19 protein-coding genes and 1 tRNA gene are annotated in these 18,456 nt (G+C 43.2%); 7 read left to right on the forward strand and 13 right to left on the reverse strand.

Annotated features, from left to right (window positions below):
- Nucleotides 1–72: 72 nt before the first annotated feature.
- The 6 genes from ACTIE0_RS07020 to ACTIE0_RS07045 all read right to left on the reverse strand — a co-directional run bounded on the left by ACTIE0_RS07020 (nt 73) and on the right by ACTIE0_RS07045 (nt 2,833).
- Nucleotides 73–669, reverse strand: a complete 597-nt coding sequence (locus ACTIE0_RS07020) for a hypothetical protein (RefSeq protein ID WP_006623844.1) — start codon at nt 667–669, stop codon at nt 73–75.
- Nucleotides 660–920, reverse strand: a complete 261-nt coding sequence (locus ACTIE0_RS07025; protein ID WP_006669821.1) for a hypothetical protein — start codon at nt 918–920, stop codon at nt 660–662. Before ACTIE0_RS07025 ends, ACTIE0_RS07020 begins: the two co-directional genes overlap by 10 nt.
- Nucleotides 921–976: 56 nt before the next feature.
- A complete protein-coding gene (locus ACTIE0_RS07030; RefSeq protein WP_006623842.1) occupies nt 977–1,462 on the reverse strand; it encodes a hypothetical protein in 486 nt (161 codons plus the stop codon).
- A gap of 89 nt (nt 1,463–1,551) precedes the next feature.
- A complete protein-coding gene (locus tag ACTIE0_RS07035) occupies nt 1,552–1,755 on the reverse strand; it encodes a hypothetical protein (RefSeq protein WP_006669822.1) in 204 nt (67 codons plus the stop codon).
- Nucleotides 1,752–1,910, reverse strand: a complete 159-nt coding sequence (locus ACTIE0_RS07040) for a hypothetical protein (protein ID WP_006623840.1) — start codon at nt 1,908–1,910, stop codon at nt 1,752–1,754. The genes ACTIE0_RS07035 and ACTIE0_RS07040 overlap by 4 nt, the downstream gene beginning before the upstream one ends.
- The gene (locus ACTIE0_RS07045; RefSeq protein WP_006623839.1) at nt 1,907–2,833 is read right to left on the reverse strand and encodes a hypothetical protein; all 927 of its coding nucleotides are present in this window, start codon (nt 2,831–2,833) and stop codon (nt 1,907–1,909) included. Before ACTIE0_RS07045 ends, ACTIE0_RS07040 begins: the two co-directional genes overlap by 4 nt.
- A 117-nt stretch (nt 2,834–2,950) precedes the next feature.
- On the opposite strand from ACTIE0_RS07045, the gene ACTIE0_RS07050 reads away from it, so the two are divergent.
- Both ACTIE0_RS07050 and ACTIE0_RS07055 read left to right on the forward strand, forming a co-directional pair.
- Entirely contained in the window at nt 2,951–3,121 is a 171-nt protein-coding gene (locus tag ACTIE0_RS07050) for a ribbon-helix-helix domain-containing protein (protein WP_006623838.1), read from the forward strand.
- Nucleotides 3,122–3,644: 523 nt separating this feature from the next.
- The gene (locus ACTIE0_RS07055; protein WP_006623837.1) at nt 3,645–3,986 is read left to right on the forward strand and encodes a hypothetical protein; all 342 of its coding nucleotides are present in this window, start codon (nt 3,645–3,647) and stop codon (nt 3,984–3,986) included.
- Nucleotides 3,987–4,256: 270 nt separating this feature from the next.
- Here ACTIE0_RS07055 and ACTIE0_RS07060 read toward each other — a convergent pair.
- Nucleotides 4,257–4,341 (reverse strand) — tRNA-Ser (locus ACTIE0_RS07060).
- Between the two features lie 119 nt (nt 4,342–4,460).
- Here ACTIE0_RS07060 and ACTIE0_RS07065 point away from each other — a divergent pair.
- Both ACTIE0_RS07065 and ACTIE0_RS07070 read left to right on the forward strand, forming a co-directional pair.
- Nucleotides 4,461–5,066: a hypothetical protein gene (locus ACTIE0_RS07065; RefSeq protein ID WP_006623836.1), complete on the forward strand. Its 606-nt coding sequence runs from the start codon at nt 4,461–4,463 to the stop codon at nt 5,064–5,066.
- A 64-nt stretch (nt 5,067–5,130) separates the two neighbouring features.
- Nucleotides 5,131–5,958 carry a tetratricopeptide repeat protein gene (locus tag ACTIE0_RS07070; RefSeq protein ID WP_081587741.1) on the forward strand — a complete coding sequence of 276 codons (828 nt, stop codon included), beginning with the start codon at nt 5,131–5,133 and terminating at the stop codon, nt 5,956–5,958.
- Nucleotides 5,959–5,975: 17 nt separating this feature from the next.
- On the opposite strand, the gene ACTIE0_RS07075 is transcribed toward ACTIE0_RS07070, so the two are convergent.
- The 4 genes from ACTIE0_RS07075 to ACTIE0_RS07090 all read right to left on the reverse strand — a co-directional run bounded on the left by ACTIE0_RS07075 (nt 5,976) and on the right by ACTIE0_RS07090 (nt 12,145).
- Nucleotides 5,976–7,781 (reverse strand): ABC transporter ATP-binding protein, encoded by a 1,806-nt coding sequence (locus ACTIE0_RS07075; RefSeq protein ID WP_006623833.1) that lies wholly within the window; start codon nt 7,779–7,781, stop codon nt 5,976–5,978.
- A gap of 98 nt (nt 7,782–7,879) precedes the next feature.
- Nucleotides 7,880–11,338 carry a WD40 domain-containing protein gene (locus tag ACTIE0_RS07080; protein ID WP_006623832.1) on the reverse strand — a complete coding sequence of 1,153 codons (3,459 nt, stop codon included), beginning with the start codon at nt 11,336–11,338 and terminating at the stop codon, nt 7,880–7,882.
- A gap of 22 nt (nt 11,339–11,360) precedes the next feature.
- Entirely contained in the window at nt 11,361–11,960 is a 600-nt protein-coding gene (locus tag ACTIE0_RS07085) for a hypothetical protein (protein ID WP_006623831.1), read from the reverse strand.
- Entirely contained in the window at nt 11,960–12,145 is a 186-nt protein-coding gene (locus ACTIE0_RS07090; RefSeq protein WP_008053128.1) for a hypothetical protein, read from the reverse strand. The genes ACTIE0_RS07085 and ACTIE0_RS07090 overlap by 1 nt, the downstream gene beginning before the upstream one ends.
- Nucleotides 12,146–12,147: 2 nt before the next feature.
- On the opposite strand from ACTIE0_RS07090, the gene ACTIE0_RS07095 reads away from it, so the two are divergent.
- The 3 genes from ACTIE0_RS07095 (at nt 12,148) to ACTIE0_RS07105 (ending at nt 15,915) form a co-directional block, all read left to right on the forward strand.
- Nucleotides 12,148–13,080: a DUF1517 domain-containing protein gene (locus ACTIE0_RS07095; RefSeq protein ID WP_046320663.1), complete on the forward strand. Its 933-nt coding sequence runs from the start codon at nt 12,148–12,150 to the stop codon at nt 13,078–13,080.
- A 198-nt stretch (nt 13,081–13,278) separates the two neighbouring features.
- Entirely contained in the window at nt 13,279–14,802 is a 1,524-nt protein-coding gene (locus ACTIE0_RS07100; RefSeq protein ID WP_108614729.1) for a DNA methyltransferase, read from the forward strand.
- 6 nt (nt 14,803–14,808) lie between these two features.
- Nucleotides 14,809–15,915 (forward strand): hypothetical protein, encoded by a 1,107-nt coding sequence (locus ACTIE0_RS07105; protein ID WP_006623827.1) that lies wholly within the window; start codon nt 14,809–14,811, stop codon nt 15,913–15,915.
- Between the two features lie 160 nt (nt 15,916–16,075).
- On the opposite strand, the gene glmU is transcribed toward ACTIE0_RS07105, so the two are convergent.
- Both glmU and ACTIE0_RS07115 read right to left on the reverse strand, forming a co-directional pair.
- A complete protein-coding gene (gene glmU / locus ACTIE0_RS07110; RefSeq protein WP_315639555.1) occupies nt 16,076–17,443 on the reverse strand; it encodes a bifunctional UDP-N-acetylglucosamine diphosphorylase/glucosamine-1-phosphate N-acetyltransferase GlmU in 1,368 nt (455 codons plus the stop codon).
- A 46-nt stretch (nt 17,444–17,489) separates the two neighbouring features.
- Nucleotides 17,490–18,407, reverse strand: coding sequence for a tRNA (5-methylaminomethyl-2-thiouridine)(34)-methyltransferase MnmD (locus ACTIE0_RS07115; RefSeq protein ID WP_006668449.1), 918 nt, complete (start codon nt 18,405–18,407; stop codon nt 17,490–17,492).
- Between the last annotated feature and the right edge of the window lie 49 nt (nt 18,408–18,456).

Raw genomic sequence — 18,456 nt, forward strand, 5'->3', positions numbered from 1 at the left:
GGGGGCTGGCATTTTTGGTCTTCTTAGTCATCTCGTCCTCTCCATTATACGTCCTAACTTTCCTGTCTTGTGCTATAACTCAAGTACAGCACGGCCCTTGGAATATTTAGCACCGCCTAACCCTATTATGTCTTTGATAATCTTGGATTCTATTACTCCTTTATCCAAGGCATCTAATACGGCTTGGCGATAGCGTTCGGCAAGTTTAGAAAGTTCGGTAAGTTCAAACTGACTAGCTAACTCAGAACTTTCTAACTTTTCTGGTAACTCGCTTAACTCCCCATATACTGCGGACTCTAGCAGTTCTGGTTGGGCATAAAGGGAGTCATGTCTCTGAAAATTTAGGAACTCGGCAATTGCCTGGTTAGTCTGCTGAGTTAAATACAGTGAACTGGCGACCGAATGCTTAAAGTCTGCCTCCTCTTGTTTATTTAATGCGGTAATTTTTGGTTTGAGTTTGGCTAATTCATTACCGGTTAAGAGTAATCCGGCACCGCCCTCCATACCATAGCCAATAGATAACCATCTTAGGGTATTTTGATGGGTGAGGAAGGGCGTAAAAAACCAAACTGGTGTAGCAGTAACTGCTATTAAGACTGATATGCCGTTTAACAATCTCCAATTGCTCCGAATCGCCTGATTATTGGCGCTGGGATTAATTACGTCCACTGGATTGCACCCCCAATAATTAGAACGGCAGCCACAGCGATCGCAAAAACTAACCACTGCCACCATTCCTCAGATTTACCTTTGTGATAGTAAGCGATCGCCCCCATTGCACCCAAGATGCTGGCGGCAATTAAGGCAAGCCAGAAAGCCGGGAGGCGGAAACTTTGGTAGCTAACAGCCAACAGTGATACAGTGGAAGCACTAGCACCAAATAACAAAATCAATCCAAGAATTCTGTACAATTGAATCATTCTGCTCACTTTCCTTTAGCATTTTTGCCCCCAATGATGGGGGCATTTTTATGGGATTACAGAGTAGACATCAGGGCGTTAATTTTCTGGTCAGCCAGTTGTGCAGACTTTTCCAGACCCTGCCCTAAACGTGCATATTTAGGTCGCAATCCGTGCAGGTATTTGGCAGAATCGTGTTTAGCCGATTGGATCTTGTGTTCATTTCCAGCCTGATGGCGACGGAGTTTCTCATAAGATTCGTTGACCTTGCGGCTATTGTTATCTAGTCGCTTTAAGGCTCGGTATCCTTTGCGGGTACTGACAACGTGCTTATCGGATTCATCAGCCAGGTCGGTGAGGGCATCGGCTTCGGCCGGATCAAGGACACGGGGACGGTCAAGCACGGGAGCGAAACGGAAATGTTCCCAACTACCGGGGTTGTCGGGAGTGATGCCGTTCGGGCTGGTGACAAAAACCGACCCTTTGTCAAGGTTGCTATGCTGACCCTCTACGGGTGCGATCGCTCCACCTTTTACATCGTCGCCTCTGAGAAATCCAATCATGGTTTATTGCTCCTAACTAATGGTTAACAGGCTTGGTGATAACGGGCAGCCACCCTCACTCGCGTGGCAATCGCATTTTTTATCAAGTGTTAATTGCCGGATTTTTCTGAGGATTCTTGTTCCTCAATCCACTGGTCTTGGACTGCCAAGAAATCGGCGGCGGCATCAAAACAGAGTGCTGCAATATGGCGGCGCACCGACTCGGATTTAAGTGGTATCGTCTCAGGATGGGAAAGCATGAAACAATACAATTTCATGGCTAACTGTTTGATTTGCCCATATTTAGGGTTCATTTCTGTTGCTCTGTGTTGGGGTTGGCAATATCTACAGTGAGGGTAAAGGGGGGGATTCTCAGATCACCAGTCCCTAGCCAGAATCCTAGCCACAGGAGAGCGATCGCCATGGCAGTTAGGGAAGCCTTGAACCCCACCCATCCGGCATCCCTCACCCCAGGGCGAAAAAACTCAACACCAAACCAACAACTACACCAGTGGCAGGGATTGGCTCAAGTAAGCCTTCCAGAAAACCCAAAACGACTGCGGCTCCGGTAACGCAAAGGGGCGCGGCGTTCAATTCAGCAATATCGGCATCGGATACCCCGGCTTGGCGGAATTTTTCAATAATTTCGTCACGGGTATCATCGTCAGCTTCTGGGGTGTACTGAATCAGATGACTAAGCCGAAAGGTTTGGGTTTCCTCATCCCCATCGGCGATCGCGTGACAGTTCCCCCACTTGTCAAAACCAACAATGGTAAAGCGGTTTCCCCGGGGTGTAGTAAATTTAGCGCCTACTTTCATCCATGGGCTCCAACAATCAAAGCGATCGTCTTTATCCTTGAGTTCGGGCAGGATGTCGGGGTCAACCTCATCATCGTGGCGACGGTAGAACATCTGACCACTACCATCAAACTCTCGGATTATGATTTGCTGCCCAAAAGTTAACTTAACTTGATCGGCAATGTGTTTCGCCTCTTTAATGTCAGCACCAGAGCTAATAACTTCCTCAATACCATCACAGGCCCCTGTAACCAAAATTACATCTTGTTGGTAGCGGCAATGATTCTCCGATTCTTTCAATGTACATTGATTTTCTGGCTGTTGGGTGGGGTCGGATTCAACCTGATGTAAGGGGTTGACCATAGCCTGGTTTGGCAAAAATTCGGGGATAGGCTCGGCCTCTGGTACGGCTTCGGATTCGGCTTGGGCAATAGCGGCTTCCCAAGTGGATTTTGACCGCAGGTCGCCAAACTGGCGGATATCATCTTTTGACAATCCTAGGGCGATCGCATTAGCTTTAAGTTCTGCTAAAGTCATAGTTACTCCTGTAAAGGGGTTTTCAGACCCACTGGTGGCTTGCTTGGCGGCTGACACCAGTGGGTTATTTTGTGTTTGACCTTTCGGTAAATTAACTGTAACATAAAAGTGAATGCTCTGTAAATACCCCTAGCATATTTTTTTGAGCAAGAGTAGAATTGGAGTAACACCTATATGACTGCCACAGTGCCTAGCAACAAGCCAAAGCTACAGGTTTACCTGGATGAACAGATGTTAGAAGAGGGTAAAAAATTGGCAGAGAAGAGACAAAGATCTCTTTCAAGCCTTATCCGCCGCCTGTTGCAGTTGGAAATTGAGGAAGCCAAGAACAAAGGTGAAATTTGAACACCCACTCCTTGTCTGTGCGGGCGTTTCTCTAATAGCAGGTTCAATCAATACACAATCACCAACCCCCGATCGCACCAGGTCGGGTATTTTTTTGTCCAACAGAAGCGGACAGGCAGACAGGCAGAGGACAGGCAGAATTTTTTCTGGGTGTCCACCTTGTAACTCCCTTGCTATAGCAGTTACAGCCACAGTGGACAGGCAGGACACCCAAAAATAAAAATTTGTGATTTTTTTTCAATCCATTACTGGCTGTACACAAAAATGGCCCGTTTTATATTTTGGGCCTACTCTTGACGGGTTGATGGGGACAGGATGATTGTTGGCGATTGGTGGGTTTAGGGTTGAGGCGATCGCCTATCGGGTTATCAATGTACATTGATATAGTAATCATCTAAGGCAAGGGGCTAATATATGGCCAGATTATTGGACAATAGGGCGCAAAGTGCGATCGCCTACTTGACTGCTATCAATGTACAATGATAGCATTATCAATGTACAATGATAGATGTATAGGATGATTATGGCCAACTACAATCCTGATACCAGTGGTTTAAAACAACCCAAATGGATCAACACCCCGACCCGCGCGATCCGAGTTCCTGATGTATTTGCAGATGAACTATTGGCGATCGCTCATCGTTTGGATCAGGGTGATGTGATTGAGAAGCCAGCAAACAGTAATGGCAACCACCAGGCAGTCGGTGAGCTTCTGTCTGATCAGAGTCGCCAACAGATAATTGATATCCTCCTGGCTGCTACAAAAATGAAGGCTGGCAATGGAGGCGCGATCAAATTGGAGATTACCAAGGCTCTGACGCTGTTAGGAGTTGATGTCAAATTGACACAAAAAGGCTCCCGTTAATCTTCTCATGTATCAATGTACATTGATATTATGGCAGTTTTGGAGGCGACATGGTACAGGTTGGCTGTGTTTTGTATCTAGCCCCAAAATTTAACCACTGTACAATAGCAATCCGTTTGGCTAACGCATATATAAGGAACGGATTATATTTTGTGGATGGGGGCGGGGGGGGTGATTTTTTGAAAAATTGTTTTGGCTATAATCGCCTAAATTTATAGCCAAATTATAGCCAAATTATAGCCAAAAGTATTTGTTTAGGGGCTGAAACAACGGAGAGGGTGGGATTTGAACCCACGGAACCTTGCGGCTCACTCGATTTCAAGTCGAGCGCGATCGACCACTCTGCCACCTCTCCAAGGGGATGTGAGCATTGACTATTATAACATAAAGCTGCTGAGATTAGCCATCAGTTTGTCTTGGTATGCGAATAAATGATATAAGAGATAATTATCATATCTTGATGAAATCAGAACCTTGGCTGAATATCTGGACATCCTAGACCAAACGGCGCGATCGCTAAAATCTCGGGGCGATCGCCTTTCTCCTGACCAGGTGGTTAATGCTTTATTGGCGGCGGAAAAGGCGGGTCGCCAAAATCGGAAACCGCACCCCTTCGAGAGTTTGTGTGGGTGTTGGCAATTATATTTCATTACCGGAACCAAAAAAACTCGCGCTAAAGCAGGGGTGATTATGGGGCCGGGTCGTTATCTGCCGGGCTTAGTTAGTGTATTATTAAACTATTCCCCAGTTTCGGGGGTGGAAAGCGGCGATCGCCAAACCTTTGAAGCTGGTAGAATCGAAAACAAAATCCAAGTCGGACTAATGACATTAACTGTTAGCGGTCCGGCTAAGTTTTTGGACAAAAATGATATTCTGGCTTTTGATTTTACCCGTCTAGCCGTGGAAGCCGTGGGGATAAAACTTTATGATAACTATATTCGTGGGGGGAAAACTAGCGAGGAAAGTTTTTATCAACGCCTAGTTAAAGACCAGGCTTTTTTTGCCTATTTCCTAATTCAAGAAAACTTCATCGCCGCCAGAGGTCGAGGGGGAGGGTTGGCGCTATGGGTAAAAGTCTGACGTAGCTGGTCAATATGTGGCTAACTTCGGTATAATTTCAGATTGTTGTGGCTTTTTTTTGATGATGCGCCGATTGATACTTTTTCTAACCGTGGTATTTTGCTGGCTATGGCTAGGGGTAGTATCGCCATATAATTTAGCCTGGGCTGCTACTGACACCGTGGGGGAAACGGTAGCGGAAATCTCTACTTTATCATTGGATGAACTACTAGAGAGGGCTTTTGCGACTAGCCAAGCGGGACGGTTTGCGGAAGCTGAGAATTACTGGACTGAAATTATTAATCGTTACCCGGATAACCCGGCTATGTGGAGTAACCGAGGTAATATCCGAGTTAGCCAAAACCGCCTCACGGAAGCCATAGGGGACTATAACCGGGCTATTGAATTAGCGCCGACGGCTGCGGACCCTTACCTTAACCGGGGAGTGGCTTATGAGGGTTTGGGGCGTTGGTCTGATGCGATCGCTGATTATAATCGGACTTTAGAGTTAAGCCCCTCTGATGCGATCGCCTATAATAATCGAGGTAATGCGGAAGCCGGACAAGAAAACTGGGAAGCGGCGATCGCCGACTATTTCCAGGCGGCGGAATTAGACCCTAACTATGCTTTTGCTAGGGCTAACTACGCCCTGGCTTTGTATCAGACTGGTGAGACTAAAGAAGCTATCCGCAACATCAAAAATCTGATTCGGAAATACCCCAATTTTGCCGATATGCGGGCAGCTTTAACCGCCTGTTTGTGGGATAGTGGTAAAATAGGGGAAGCCGAAAGTAATTGGGTAGCAGCCATTGGATTAGACCCCCGTTATCGAGATATTGATTGGGTAGCTAATATCCGTCGTTGGCCTCCCGCTTTGGTGGCAGCCTTAGACAGATTTTTGAATCTCAAATAGGCGGAAATTGCCGAGGATCACGAACCTAACATCTGTAACTGATACAGACTGGCGTAGAGTCCGCCCTGGTTTAATAATTGGTCATGGGAACCGGACTCTATCAGTCTTCCTCGTTGTAAAACTAAAATGCGATCGACATTTTTAATCGTTGATAAACGGTGGGCAATAATAATGGCAGTTTTGCCGATTAACATCCGATCAAGGGCATCCTGAATTAGGGATTCTGTCATCACATCTAGGTTAGCAGTCGCTTCATCTAAAACTAATATTTGCGGGTTTCTAATGGCTACCCTAGCAAAAGCTAAAAGCTGTTTTTGACCACTGGAAAGATTAGTGCCTCTTTCCCTAAGTTCGGTATCATAACCTTCGGGTAAAGCCTCAATAAACTGAGATACATTCGTCTTTTCCGCCGCCTGTCGAATGGCATCGATTGTATAGGTTTCCCCCAGGGTAATATTACTTTTAACATCTCCGGCGAATAGAAACCCATCTTGTAAGATTACCCCCACATGGCGACGTAATTCGGCTTGAGGTAAATCACGGATATCAATGCCATCGATTAAAATGCGACCGCGACTAGGTTCGTATAAACGACATAATAGCCGAATAATAGAACTTTTGCCAGCACCAGTAGGTCCGACTAGGGCGACTTTTTCGCCAGGATGAATAGTGAAATTAAGGTTTTGGATTACATATTCATCATTTTTATAGGCAAAATAGACGTTTTCAAATTTGATTTCGCCGATCGCCTCATATTTATTAGTTGGTAAAACACTGGCTTTTCCGATTTCGGGGTCGCGGATTTCTATGGGTTGGTTCAGAATGTCATTAATCCTTTCCACAGCAGTTAAACCGGCTTGAATAGCGGTAAATTTATCGGCAAATTGTCGGAGGGGGTCAAATAGACGTTGGGCGAATAGTATAAAGGTGGAAAGTATGCCAAAGCTGAGGGTTTGATTTAATACTTGTTTGCCTCCAAACCAGAGGACGGCGGCGATCGCTATTAGGGCAATCCATTCTAAGGTTGCCGAGACAGCCGAATCATAAAAAATGGTTTTATCAACGGCTTTAATATAACGCTGATTGGTGATGTGAAATAACTCGGCATTGTAACGTTCCCGGCGAAATAGTTGCACGACTCCAATACCAATCAAATTCTCTTGTAGTTGTGCGTTGAGGTCGGAGAGTTCCTCCCGTGCTTTATAATTAGCGGTGCGATATTGTTGTTGAAAATAGATAATTATTGCGGTGACGGGGAACATAGATAAAACCAACATTAAAGCCAACTGCCACTGAAGGCTAAACATGGCGATCGCAATTACTAAAATCGAGAATAAATCGCTAATAATGCCAATAGCACCAGTAGAGAATACATCCCCCAAAGCATCGACATCACTGGTGAGACGAGTAATGAGTTTTCCGACAGGAGTGCGGTCAAAAAATCTGACAGCTAAAGAGGTAACATGGTCAAATAAATCGTTACGAATATCTGCGGTCATTTTTTGTCCAACGGTCTGGACGACATATCCTTGGATAGCCTGAAGAGTGAATCTGAGGGAAATTGTCAATAATAACAGGAAAGCTAAGAGATTTAAGCCTGCTGATAGAGATAATCCCTGTAAAAATTTATAGGTGGGTTCTTGGCGAATTAGTGAAATAGTTTGTCCAATCAAAATAGGTTGGATCGCACTAGAAATAGAGAGAGGAATGAGTAAAATAATAGCGATCGCCAACAGTTTTTTATGGCGTTTGGCATAGTCTCGCAATCGCAAAAATAGCCGCCAGTCCGTTTCTAGGCTTCTTTGTTGTTGAGATGAAAGCATTGTTAATGATAATGGTGGGTCAGCAGAAACTAAGTTAACAAGTGTAAATAATGATTATACCCAAAAATCAGATATATGCACAATGAAGGGCTGAGATTTTAGGGACACAAAAGGCGATCGCTATCTTGTACCTCCACATTAGTCCGCAGATAATCCCCGACCCAATTGCAGGCATATTCCATAGGATCGAGATTTTTAATTCCCTCTAAATCCCATATAATCAGCGTCCGGTCATCCCCACCAGATACCAAAAAATTACCATCAGCCGTAAATGCTAGACTGACTACCATAGCATTATGTCCGGGTAAAGTTTGGAGTAACTCCCCTTCAAGATTCCACAATTTCACCTGATTGTTAACACCAGCAGTGGCGATATTTTGACCGTCTGGACTAAAGGTAACCCTGGTTAATCCACCGCTGTTCGCTCGAATTTTTCTGACCAAACTACCATCTAATCTCCACAGTTTTAAAGTATCATCACGACTAGCAGAAGCAATCAAATTTCCTTCAGGATTAATGTCAACTCCCCAAATAACTCCATCTTGATTTAGGGTGTTCACAAGCCCACCCTCTGTAGTCCATAATTTGACAGTCTTATCTTCACTAGCAGAGATAAGAGTTTGACCATCTGGACTAAAGGTTAGTTGCCAAATCCTTTCACTATGAGCCGGAAAACTATTGATCAGTTCCCCATCAATCGTCCATAATTTAATGGTTTTATCATCCCCAGCGGAAGCAATCATTTGACCATCAGGACTAATAGCAATAGCATAAATAACTGTTTCATGTCCAGTTAATATGGTGAGTAGTTCGGGTGGAGATTTTCTGATATTTCTAATATCCCAAAGTTGAACTTCATTATTAGCACCAAGTGCTAATATATCTGCCTTGGGAGTAAAAGCCACAGCGCGATTTAACTTTCCTGAGTGACTAATTATGCTTAAAAGCTGACCATTTGTTTGTCTTAAATAAGTTTGATCACCAGACACATAAGCAATCAATTGATTATCGGCACTGGTGGCTATATTCCACAGGATATCATCGTGATTATACAGGGGTTGTAATAAATATGCGTTACGTCGCCATAGTTTGACGGTTCCATCATCACTAGCGGAAGCAGCCATCAAACCATTAGCGCTTAATGCCACACCTCTAACCACGGCATTATGTCGTTGTAAGGTTTTGATAAAAGTGCCGTCTGTTTTCCAAATGGTTACTGTATTATTTGTACCACTGGTGGCAATGAATTCACCATTAGCACTACAATCAACCCCAAGAATTACATCTTTTTCCTGCATAGTTCTCACCAAGGTGCCATCTATTGTCCAGATTTTAGCTGTTTTATCTGTGCTGACAGATACCAGTAAATTGGTATCATAACAAAATGCTACACCCCAAACAGCTCCTTGATGTGCTTCTATGGTGTTTAATAATCTGCCATCGATACTCCATAATTTGATTAAACCATCAATGCTGACAGAAGCTACTATTTGACTGGTTTTATCAAAAGCCACATTCCAAACACTGGTTGTATGTCCTGTCAAAGTTTGTAGCAATGTGCCATCTAGTCGCCATAATTTAACAGTGCGATCGCCACTAGCAGAAGCGATAATTTGACCATTAGGACTAAAGTTGATTCCCCAAACTGCCGCATCATGAGCTTGTATATTTTGCCATAATTCACCATCTACATTCCACAGTTTTACCTGACCATCTAAACTAGCAGAAACCACCAAATTACCGTCAGGGCTGAAAGCCACACGATGGACTGTTCCCGAATGTTGTAGGGTATTAATTAAGGTTCCATCTTGCCGCCAAATTTTCACAGTTTTATCATTACTAGCCGTAGCAATTAACTGACCATCACTGCTAATATCTACACTCAAAACCGAGCCTTTATGACCAATTAAACGATTAAATTCATTGCTATTATAAATGGCATTATTTAAAGCAAATGTAACTTGGGATTCAGTATAGCTATCAACTTTGCCTAAACCCTCTAAACGACGTTTAGCCTTAATAGCATCCACCATAGCATCTAACTGGTTATGGGAGGCTAATAAACCATGAGAAGAAGATGCTAAGGCTCTAATTTCACTAATCCGTACTTGCTGATTTTGTCGCCATACCAAGACACCTAACCCAGAGGAAATGGTCAAAGCTACCGTGGCTATCAGTAACAGTAGCCGCTGCAATTTTGCGACTTTTTTTTCTTGAGCGAGTCGGTGATTGATTTCTTGGACTCTAGCAGCTTCTAAACTGGTTTTGATTTGCTGTTCTTCTAGTTCTTGACTAGCGGCTAAAAATTGATAATCTAAGTCACTTAAACTCCGGGAATGAGCCCAACTTTTAGCATCTATTAACGCTTGTCCGGTTAGTAATCGAGACACATCATTTTTGTCAGATTTAACCCAAGAATATAAAAGCTGAGAATAGGGGCGAATATTGGCTAACTCTTGAGCAGCCCAAGTGGAATCAAATATAGTTTGATAAATGAGGTTTCTTATCTGTAAACTTCCTTGATTTTTAATAACTAATCCCGACAGAATTAACTCGGATTTTTCGCGGGTATTATCAACTTCTACCGGGCTTTTTTCTAGCAATTTTTGATAAATTCCTAGCATTTTAGGGATGATATCTACCCTGTACTTGATTCGGTTTAAGATAGTCATTAAATGCTCTGGCTGGTCTTGTTCTTGCCATTTATAGATGATTTTACTCCCAATTATTTCATCGATAAACTGGCTTTCTTCTCCCGGCTTAATGAACACAGGTGCATTATTGACTATCAAATTAATTTGATTAATTAAATCACAAACTTTTTGCGTTAAAAAAGGCTGCCCATTAGTCCAAAATAAAATGCGTTCAATAACTGCTATTTTGTCGCCACCTGTGATATTTAATCCTTGGGCTAATATCTGTGCTTCTGAGAGGGTAAAACCTGTTAAATCTATGGCTTTACCAACATTAAAAGGTGTCCGAGTCCGGTCTTGAATCAAATCGGAGGGTGTAGCTACTCCAAAAATGGCAAAAGTGAGGCGATTATATTCAGGATTAATGGCCCTTTGATTATACAAAAAACGGATCAACGCCCAAAAATCATCAGAGGGGAAATCCAGGCTTAACATACTATCAATCTCGTCTATAAAAATGACCAGATTTTTGTGGGGTATTTCTGGCAATAAGATATCATCAATAAAATAGCCTAATTTCTGTACTGGGGAAAGGTTATCTTGATTTTGCCACCAGGCTTTAAAAAATTGGAATTTTTCCCATAACTTAAATCCTCTGAGTAATTCAACAATAATACCTTTATACCACTGTGCAGAAGTAATCTGGTCTTGACCTACTAGGGTTAAGTCAATACTAGAACATCGAAATCCGTCTAATTCTAAGCGGTATCTTGTCTGAGCCAATAAGGAGGATTTCCCCATTTGACGAGAGTTAAGAACATAACAAAACTTTCCGGCTTTCAAATGTTGATAAAGTTCTCGGTCTGCTTGTCTTTCTACATAACTAATAGCATTACGCTCTAAGCTACCACCAACTTGATACATAATCAAAACCTCTTAGTCATTTTTATCTGGGGACTGTCCGCCATTGACAGTCTCGCAGCCAGAGGCGAATGGCGCGGGCGATCGCACTTTGGCTACTATCCCAAGGCTGGGGTAAAATCCTGTAACCAGGATAAGGGTCTGATTTAGATAACATTTTCACCAATTCCCACCCGTTAGGAGTCGAACGCAAGAATAACCAATGATACCGTTGAATCACGAGCATTCTATTATTAATATACAACCTTTCACGGGTAAGAATGAATCCCAAATCAATATCATCACCAGTAGGTAAATCGGTGGGTAAATGCTCAGAAACAGGTATAGTTTCTGGGGGTAAACTGGTGGCTAAAATCACTGATGTAGGGATATCCTGTAAATGGTTGGTAGGTGGCGATCGCGTAATCACACGGTTAGCATAGGCGGGTAAATCCACCACCAACTCAGTCAGTAACTGGTTTAAATCTACCGGACATCGTGGATGGGCGGATATAATTTGTTGGACAGGTAAAATTCTAGGAGTCTGTTGTTGTCCATCAGACACTCTGACTCCCACCATTAGTCCCATAGCCCCCAAACTGGCAGCCAGTTGGCTCAAAACTGACACAACGGTATAATCAACCATTAATAATCTGGTAAGGTGCGGATATCTCCCCTATATTGGGGAAGTCCGTACCTTGGATCGGCTGTAGCAGTTACGCTAGAGGCGTTAAAGTAGTAGATATATCGACTGGATAAGCGATCGCCGGAAGAAATACAATTGATGCTAACCTCGATCAAATTCCAGTCCCAAGCAGACATTAGGATCATTTATGTTGAAAAATTTGTTGGCAATTGTTAAACCGTTTTTTAAACCACTAATAGCGATCGCCCTGGTTATCGCCCTAGGATTTAGCCATGCTGACAGCGCCCTAGCAGCCAGGAGTGGTGGTCGGATTGGCGGTGGTTCATTTCGCGCCCCCAGTCGCACACTAGCCCCCAGTCCCAGACAAGCCCCAGGGGGTGGATATTACGGCGGCGGTGGGTTTGGATTTCCATTTTTACTTCCCTTCTTTGGTTTTGGCGGTTTCGGAGGACTATTTTCTATCCTGATTTTCGTGGCCATTGCCAATTTTATCGTGAGAAGTTTCCGCGCTGTCGGTGAAGGAGTCCAAGAAGCCGAATATAATAATCCCACAGTTTCCGTGGCTGAGGTACAGGTGGGTTTATTAGCTGAGGGTCGCTACCTCCAACAGGACCTCGCGCGTCTCGCCGCCACTGCTGACACCGGAACCCCAGAAGGTCGCGCCCAAGTCCTTCAGGAAGCGACTTTAGCCCTACTACGTCACCCAGAATATTGGGTCTATGGTGCGAGTGAGGCGGATCGGATGCGTTTAAATTCGGCGGAAGCGAAATTTAATCAGTTGGCGATCGCAGAACGTAGTAAGTTTACCGAAGAAACTCTCTCAAACTTCAATAATCAGCGCATTTCTGCTACTGATGACAAAGGGGCGATCGTCAGTCAAGATGCTACCGAAAATCCAGGGGAATATATTATTGTCACCCTAGTTGTGGGAGTTTTGGGTCAGCTTGAATTGCCTAAAATTGAAAGTTCCCAGGATTTGAGACAGGCGATCAGTCGTTTAGGTTCCATTGGTAGTGAACAGCTATTGGCGATCGAAGTTCTTTGGACTCCCCAAGCCAGTGGCGATACCCTTAGCACTGATGATATTTTGGCTTACTATCCTAATCTCAGATTGGTTTAGGCTGTCGTCCGGTGCGTCAAATCATCACGGCTGGTGTGGAGTTGACGCACCTCAACCCCGATATTCAGGGGACTTAATCTTGTGCTTGGTTATTGGTACTTCGCTACAAACACTAATAACTAATAACTGATAACCCAATTGCAGATTATTGGTAAATCGCTGATGAATCTTAGAAAATCCAACTAAAAAAGGATGACCATGACATTCACAAAGCCATCAAGTTTCTTACAGATGAGCCTATTTCCTGAATCAGTATCCACAACTAAGGTAGCTGATTTGATGGCTCCCAAAACATATACTGGTTTGGCTGGTTTTCATAAATATTGGGGCAAGAAACCCATAGAAAGCATCAGTTATCTGATTGAAAACTGTACCCAGGAAGGTGATATCGTCATGGATCCATTTCTCGGTTCCGGTTTAATATCTCGTGAATGCCTGCTGCGAAATCGGCATTTTATTGGCATTGATATCAATCCATTTTCTATCGAGCATACCTCTTTGATGCTCAATCTTCCCGATCGCCAAGAATATTATCAGGCTTTAATCGAAATTGAAACAAAAGTTGCTCAAAATATTCACAATACTTATCGGACAACGGCAGGAAAAATCGCTTCTCATTATCTGTGGGAAGGCGATCGCATTGTATCGGTATGGTGCAAACCAGAAACAGGTCGAGGGCGAATTGAAATTGATCCTTCTGACATAGATTTCCAGTCTTACTCTGCTTACCAACACTACCAACCCAAGAATTTTCGTCATCTCCATTTTTTTACCAATTCTCGGATTAATGTCAAGCCAACTATGTCTGTTAGTGACATCTTTACAGGTCGGGCTATGCGAAATATTGACCTGCTGATTGAAGCAATTTCCGGTTATCCGTCATCCTTGAAACGCGCACTAATGCTGACTTTAACTTCTGCCGCCGGTCAGATGTCTAATATGGTCTTTGCGATTAAGAATCGGCGGAATAGCAAAAGAAACAGCCATGGCGAAAAAATCGAGGTAGGTAGTTGGGTTATTGGGTTTTGGTTGCCCGATACCCATTTTGAAATTAACGTCTGGAATTGCTTCCAAAACCGCGCTAATAAACTGCTTAAATCTCTCCCTGAGCAAGAAAAAAACCTATTTATTGTGTCTAATAATCTAACGTCTCTTAATACTTTAGATTTTCATCTAAACTCATGGCTAATCAATGCAGACGCTAGAATAGCACTGAAAGAAATTCCATCAGAGGTTGTCTCTTTCATTTGCACCGATCCGCCTCATAGCGATCGCATTCCTTATCTGGAATTAAGTGAGTTATGGAATTCATTATTGGGTTACACCGTTGATTTTGAGAGAGAAATTGTGGTGTCGAATGCTAAAGAGCGACAAAAATCAAAGACGATTTATAACGCTGATATGACAGAGTTTTTTGTCAAAGCATCTAGGGTTCTCAAGCCTTCTGGTTATATGGCATTATATTTTAATGCTCGCGATCGGCAAAGCTGGGAATACCTAAAATGTATTGAAAATACATCTGAGTGCTTGAAATTTATCGGCTGCTTCCCGATGATATACTCCGCCACCTCGGTTGTCCAAGATAATCGTCAAGGGGCGATGAAAAGTGACTATATTATCATTTACCAGAAGCAAGAAGCTAATGGTGATTATCCCTTGTGCAGTGCTTTTACCAACTTGCCGAACTGGTCAGCGCAATTGCCCCGAAAAGAAGTAGAGTAATTTTTAATGCAAGATTTTCACTCTTGGCAGACTTTATATGAAAGGGAAAATTGGGAGGAATTTAACTCGGATGAGGCAGCGCTTCTTTGGCTTAAACTCAAGTCAATTATGAGAAAGCCCCTGATTGATGAATTTGTGGCAGAAAACCAGATTTCCTTAAATCAAACTTCTTTAAATCAAAAATTTATAGAATTGTACGCTTTGCTAGTCAAAGAACAATCCAAATCACATATCATGTTAAATGCCTACATGAAAAAAAAGAACAAGATTGCTTTGCACAGCCTAGATACAACCAAGCTGGTTTCAGAGCTATACAAACTAAAGTCCTTTGAGTGGGGTGGAGATTACCAAAATTCTTTGGATAAATATTTGGTCAGTCGTTATGTAAAAGTTCTGCAATCTTATGAAATACTGGTTTCCAAATTTGCCACCGAGATCAGTGTCGCCGTGCAAGGATATGTTCTGAATAGTTGGTACAATCATTGGTCGAGTATCCTCATTGAACACATTTTTAAATCCCACCCAGAAGTTTTACCCACAGTGGGTCAAATCAAACATCTTGATTTCTTTATTAGAAATACTCCCTTTGATTTAAAAGTAACGTATCTGCCAGCAGAGTATATAAAAGCTCAAAGAAAAGACCTTGGGCTCCCTGTAGAACTGACTTATCTCAAGCAAAAAGCCAAAGAGTTAAAGATTGAGTTTGATAAAAAGGGCAAACCAAGTGACATTTACTATGAAATTTTTGAAAAAATGAATGACAAGAATACTCAAGAATATAAGCAAGTAATTGATACTCTAAAAGCTCAAACAATGAACATTCTCCTACACGCACAAGAGCATCCTAAGCACCTAGCGAGATGGTTATATGAAAATCAGGGTGAGATGCGCTTTGGCTCTGAAAATAGGCTATTTCTTGTGCTGGTAGATACCAATGATTTCAGTGGAAGTTGGAAATTGAAGCGTAACCTGGATTTGCTGCAACCTGTGATTAATAGCTACCTGGATAACTTTGCCGATAAAAATCTTTCTGATCTGAAAATTTCTTTCAAATATAAAGGCAAGCCACAGACATTTACGGCTCTCACTGACGTAATTTTTGTGGTCAAGTAGCCTGGCAAAAATCTGATAAGAAGTTGTCGCGAAATTATCGCTAAACCATATTGTTTATGGTTGATTAGTTATTAATTACGGGTTATTTACAATAAGAATAACCCATAACCCATAACCAAAAATAACCCATTTAATCTGTGAATAGCGTAAGCTATCCTATTTAATCCTGTGGCTGGTTCGATCGCCAATTATGTTTGACGATTTGCCTTTCTCTGGCGATCGCTAAGGAGTCGTCTGGCACGTCATTAGTAATCACAGACCCTGCTGCTACTGTCACATCATTTCCGAGGGTTACAGGGGCAACTATGACGCTGTTAGAGCCGGTTTTAGTGCGATCGCCTATAGTGGTGTGATGTTTCTTAAATCCATCATAATTAGCCGTAATAGTTCCCGCGCCAATATTAACTTTTTCCCCTAGGGTCGCATCCCCAATATAGGATAAATGGGCAATATTAGTTTTTGGTCCGACTTCCGCATTTTTCAACTCCACAAAGTTGCCAATTCTGCACCCCTCAGCTATGTTAGCATGACCTCGTAAATGGGTATATGGACCGATACGGGTATTAGAGGCGATCGTGCTATCAGAAATCACCGAATATAAAACCGTCACATTTTCCCCGATTTCGCTATTCTCAATTAAACTTCCCGGTCCGATACGACTTCCCGACCTAATCAGAGTTTTTCCTCGCAGGTGAGTTTGTGGTTCAATAATGACATCTGGTTCCAATTGCACCGTATCATCAATAGTAATACTATCAGGGTCTATCAAAGTTACACCCGCATCCATCCATTCTTCCTTAATCCATTCTTGAAATACCTCATGGGCGGCGGCTAAATGGCGACGATTATTGATACCCATAATTTCCCGGAAATCTTCCACATCAACCGCCATTACCGGGTCTAGGTCATGAACCGTATCAGTTAAATAATATTCCTGTTGGTCGTTGTCTGCTTTTAAATGGGGCAGAATTTTAGCTAAAGCCTGCCAATTAAAACAATAAACTCCGGCATTTATGCGATGATTTTGCTTTTGCGCTTCCGTACAATCACGATGTTCGACAATTTCTTTAACCAGGTTTTTACTATCACAAAAAACTCGACCGTATCCGGTGGGATTCGGCAAATTCGCCGTTAAAATAGTAGCAGCATTTCCCTGTTGTTTATGAATCGTCATCAACTGTTGCAGGGTGTGGGGTCTCAGTAGTGGCACATCCCCGTTAAGAACCAGTAAATCCCCAGTAAAATCCTGTAAATAGGGTAAAACCTGTTGGATAGCGTGACCAGTACCTAACTGTTGTTTCTGTTCGACAAATTCTAAGCCTGCGTCCGCATATTTCGCCATCAGAGAAGCCTGGACTTGATCGCCGCCATAACCGACAATCACCAACTTTCGTAAGGGTTGTAAGTCTCGGGCGCTTTCTAAAACCCATTCGACAAGCGATCGCCCTCCCAATTGATGTAAGACCTTGGGAAGGTCAGATTTCATGCGGGTTCCTCGTCCTGCTGCTAGAATTGCTACTGCTACCATCGGTTTTAATACTTATAGGGTCTTTAAATTTGCCCCGGACTCAAAATTACTGGTTGTCTATAGTAGCTGAAATCCAGCGTTTTTTCCAGTGGCTACTAGGTTCTAGGGGTGAGGTGGCTTGTTCCGTTTGGCGGCGGTCTATAATTGACTGGTGGCGATCGCCCAAATTCGGGTCACGATAGGGGATAGCCGCGCGGGTGTTAAGCTGTTCCAGTTCCTTTTCGCTTAGAGGTGGTAAACCTACCCCGTCCCAACTGGCGATCGTTCCTGGGGCGCGGCGACCAAAGGGGGTACTAGAAGCGATCGCTAATCCTGCCATCATTAAAGCAGTTCGCACCGCCGCCGCACAGGAATAAGTGGCTAAACGTCCGTCAGGTTTTAGACATTGAGCCACCATAGCCAAAAATTCCACCGTCCACAGTCCCGGACAGGTGGGGGGAGAAAAGGGGTCAAGACAAATAGCATCAGCCTGAAAACCGGAATCATAGACCTGTTTTAACGTCTGTCTAGCATCACCAATTAGCAGTGTGGCTTGGAGGTTATGGGATGTTACCTGTAATTGAGTCCCCAGAGTCTTGAGATATTCGGGAATAGGAAGCGGATAATCATTTAATAAACCTTGGGCGATCGCCCTTTGGGGGACTCCCTGATCTAATTCTAATCCGATGATTTCAACTTGACAATGAGGGTTAACTTCCCAAATAGCAGCTAAAGCCGCTGCCGTATTATATCCCAAACCATAGCAAATATCCAAGATTTTCAGACTGGGTGCTGTAGCTTTAGCCGCTAAATTCAGGGGTTCGACAAATTTACTTTTTGCCTCTCCCTTCGCGCCAAAACGACTATGGAAAGCCTCCCCAAATTCTGGGGAAAAAAATGTAAAAGAACCATCCTCGGTAGGCTGTAGGGGTAAATCCTGCGGTGCCGACATCATGTTTAACCGTTGGGTATCTCTGGTAATCATATCTTGAATCTGGGGGGATTTATAGCAAATTTACAGCCGGGGAAGCCGG

It is taken from the genome of Limnospira sp., assembly GCF_051859755.1.
Lineage (GTDB): Bacteria > Cyanobacteriota > Cyanobacteriia > Cyanobacteriales > Microcoleaceae > Limnospira > Limnospira fusiformis.

Bases quoted from the DNA above. Each gene is read 5' to 3' on its own strand.
- ACTIE0_RS07025 (WP_006669821.1), bottom strand. From the start codon at position 920: ATGATTCAATTGTACAGAATTCTTGGATTGATTTTGTTATTTGGTGCT.
- ACTIE0_RS07030 (WP_006623842.1), bottom strand. From the start codon at position 1,462: ATGATTGGATTTCTCAGAGGCGACGATGTAAAAGGTGGAGCGATCGCA.
- ACTIE0_RS07035 (WP_006669822.1), bottom strand. From the start codon at position 1,755: ATGAACCCTAAATATGGGCAAATCAAACAGTTAGCCATGAAATTGTAT.
- ACTIE0_RS07050 (WP_006623838.1), top strand. From the start codon at position 2,951: ATGACTGCCACAGTGCCTAGCAACAAGCCAAAGCTACAGGTTTACCTG.
- ACTIE0_RS07055 (WP_006623837.1), top strand. From the start codon at position 3,645: ATGGCCAACTACAATCCTGATACCAGTGGTTTAAAACAACCCAAATGG.
- ACTIE0_RS07070 (WP_081587741.1), top strand. From the start codon at position 5,131: ATGCGCCGATTGATACTTTTTCTAACCGTGGTATTTTGCTGGCTATGG.
- ACTIE0_RS07075 (WP_006623833.1), bottom strand. From the start codon at position 7,781: ATGCTTTCATCTCAACAACAAAGAAGCCTAGAAACGGACTGGCGGCTA.
- ACTIE0_RS07080 (WP_006623832.1), bottom strand. From the start codon at position 11,338: ATGTATCAAGTTGGTGGTAGCTTAGAGCGTAATGCTATTAGTTATGTA.
- ACTIE0_RS07085 (WP_006623831.1), bottom strand. From the start codon at position 11,960: ATGGTTGATTATACCGTTGTGTCAGTTTTGAGCCAACTGGCTGCCAGT.
- ACTIE0_RS07090 (WP_008053128.1), bottom strand. From the start codon at position 12,145: ATGATCCTAATGTCTGCTTGGGACTGGAATTTGATCGAGGTTAGCATC.
- ACTIE0_RS07095 (WP_046320663.1), top strand. From the start codon at position 12,148: ATGTTGAAAAATTTGTTGGCAATTGTTAAACCGTTTTTTAAACCACTA.
- ACTIE0_RS07100 (WP_108614729.1), top strand. From the start codon at position 13,279: ATGACATTCACAAAGCCATCAAGTTTCTTACAGATGAGCCTATTTCCT.
- ACTIE0_RS07105 (WP_006623827.1), top strand. From the start codon at position 14,809: ATGCAAGATTTTCACTCTTGGCAGACTTTATATGAAAGGGAAAATTGG.
- glmU (WP_315639555.1), bottom strand. From the start codon at position 17,443: ATGGTAGCAGTAGCAATTCTAGCAGCAGGACGAGGAACCCGCATGAAA.
- ACTIE0_RS07115 (WP_006668449.1), bottom strand. From the start codon at position 18,407: ATGATTACCAGAGATACCCAACGGTTAAACATGATGTCGGCACCGCAG.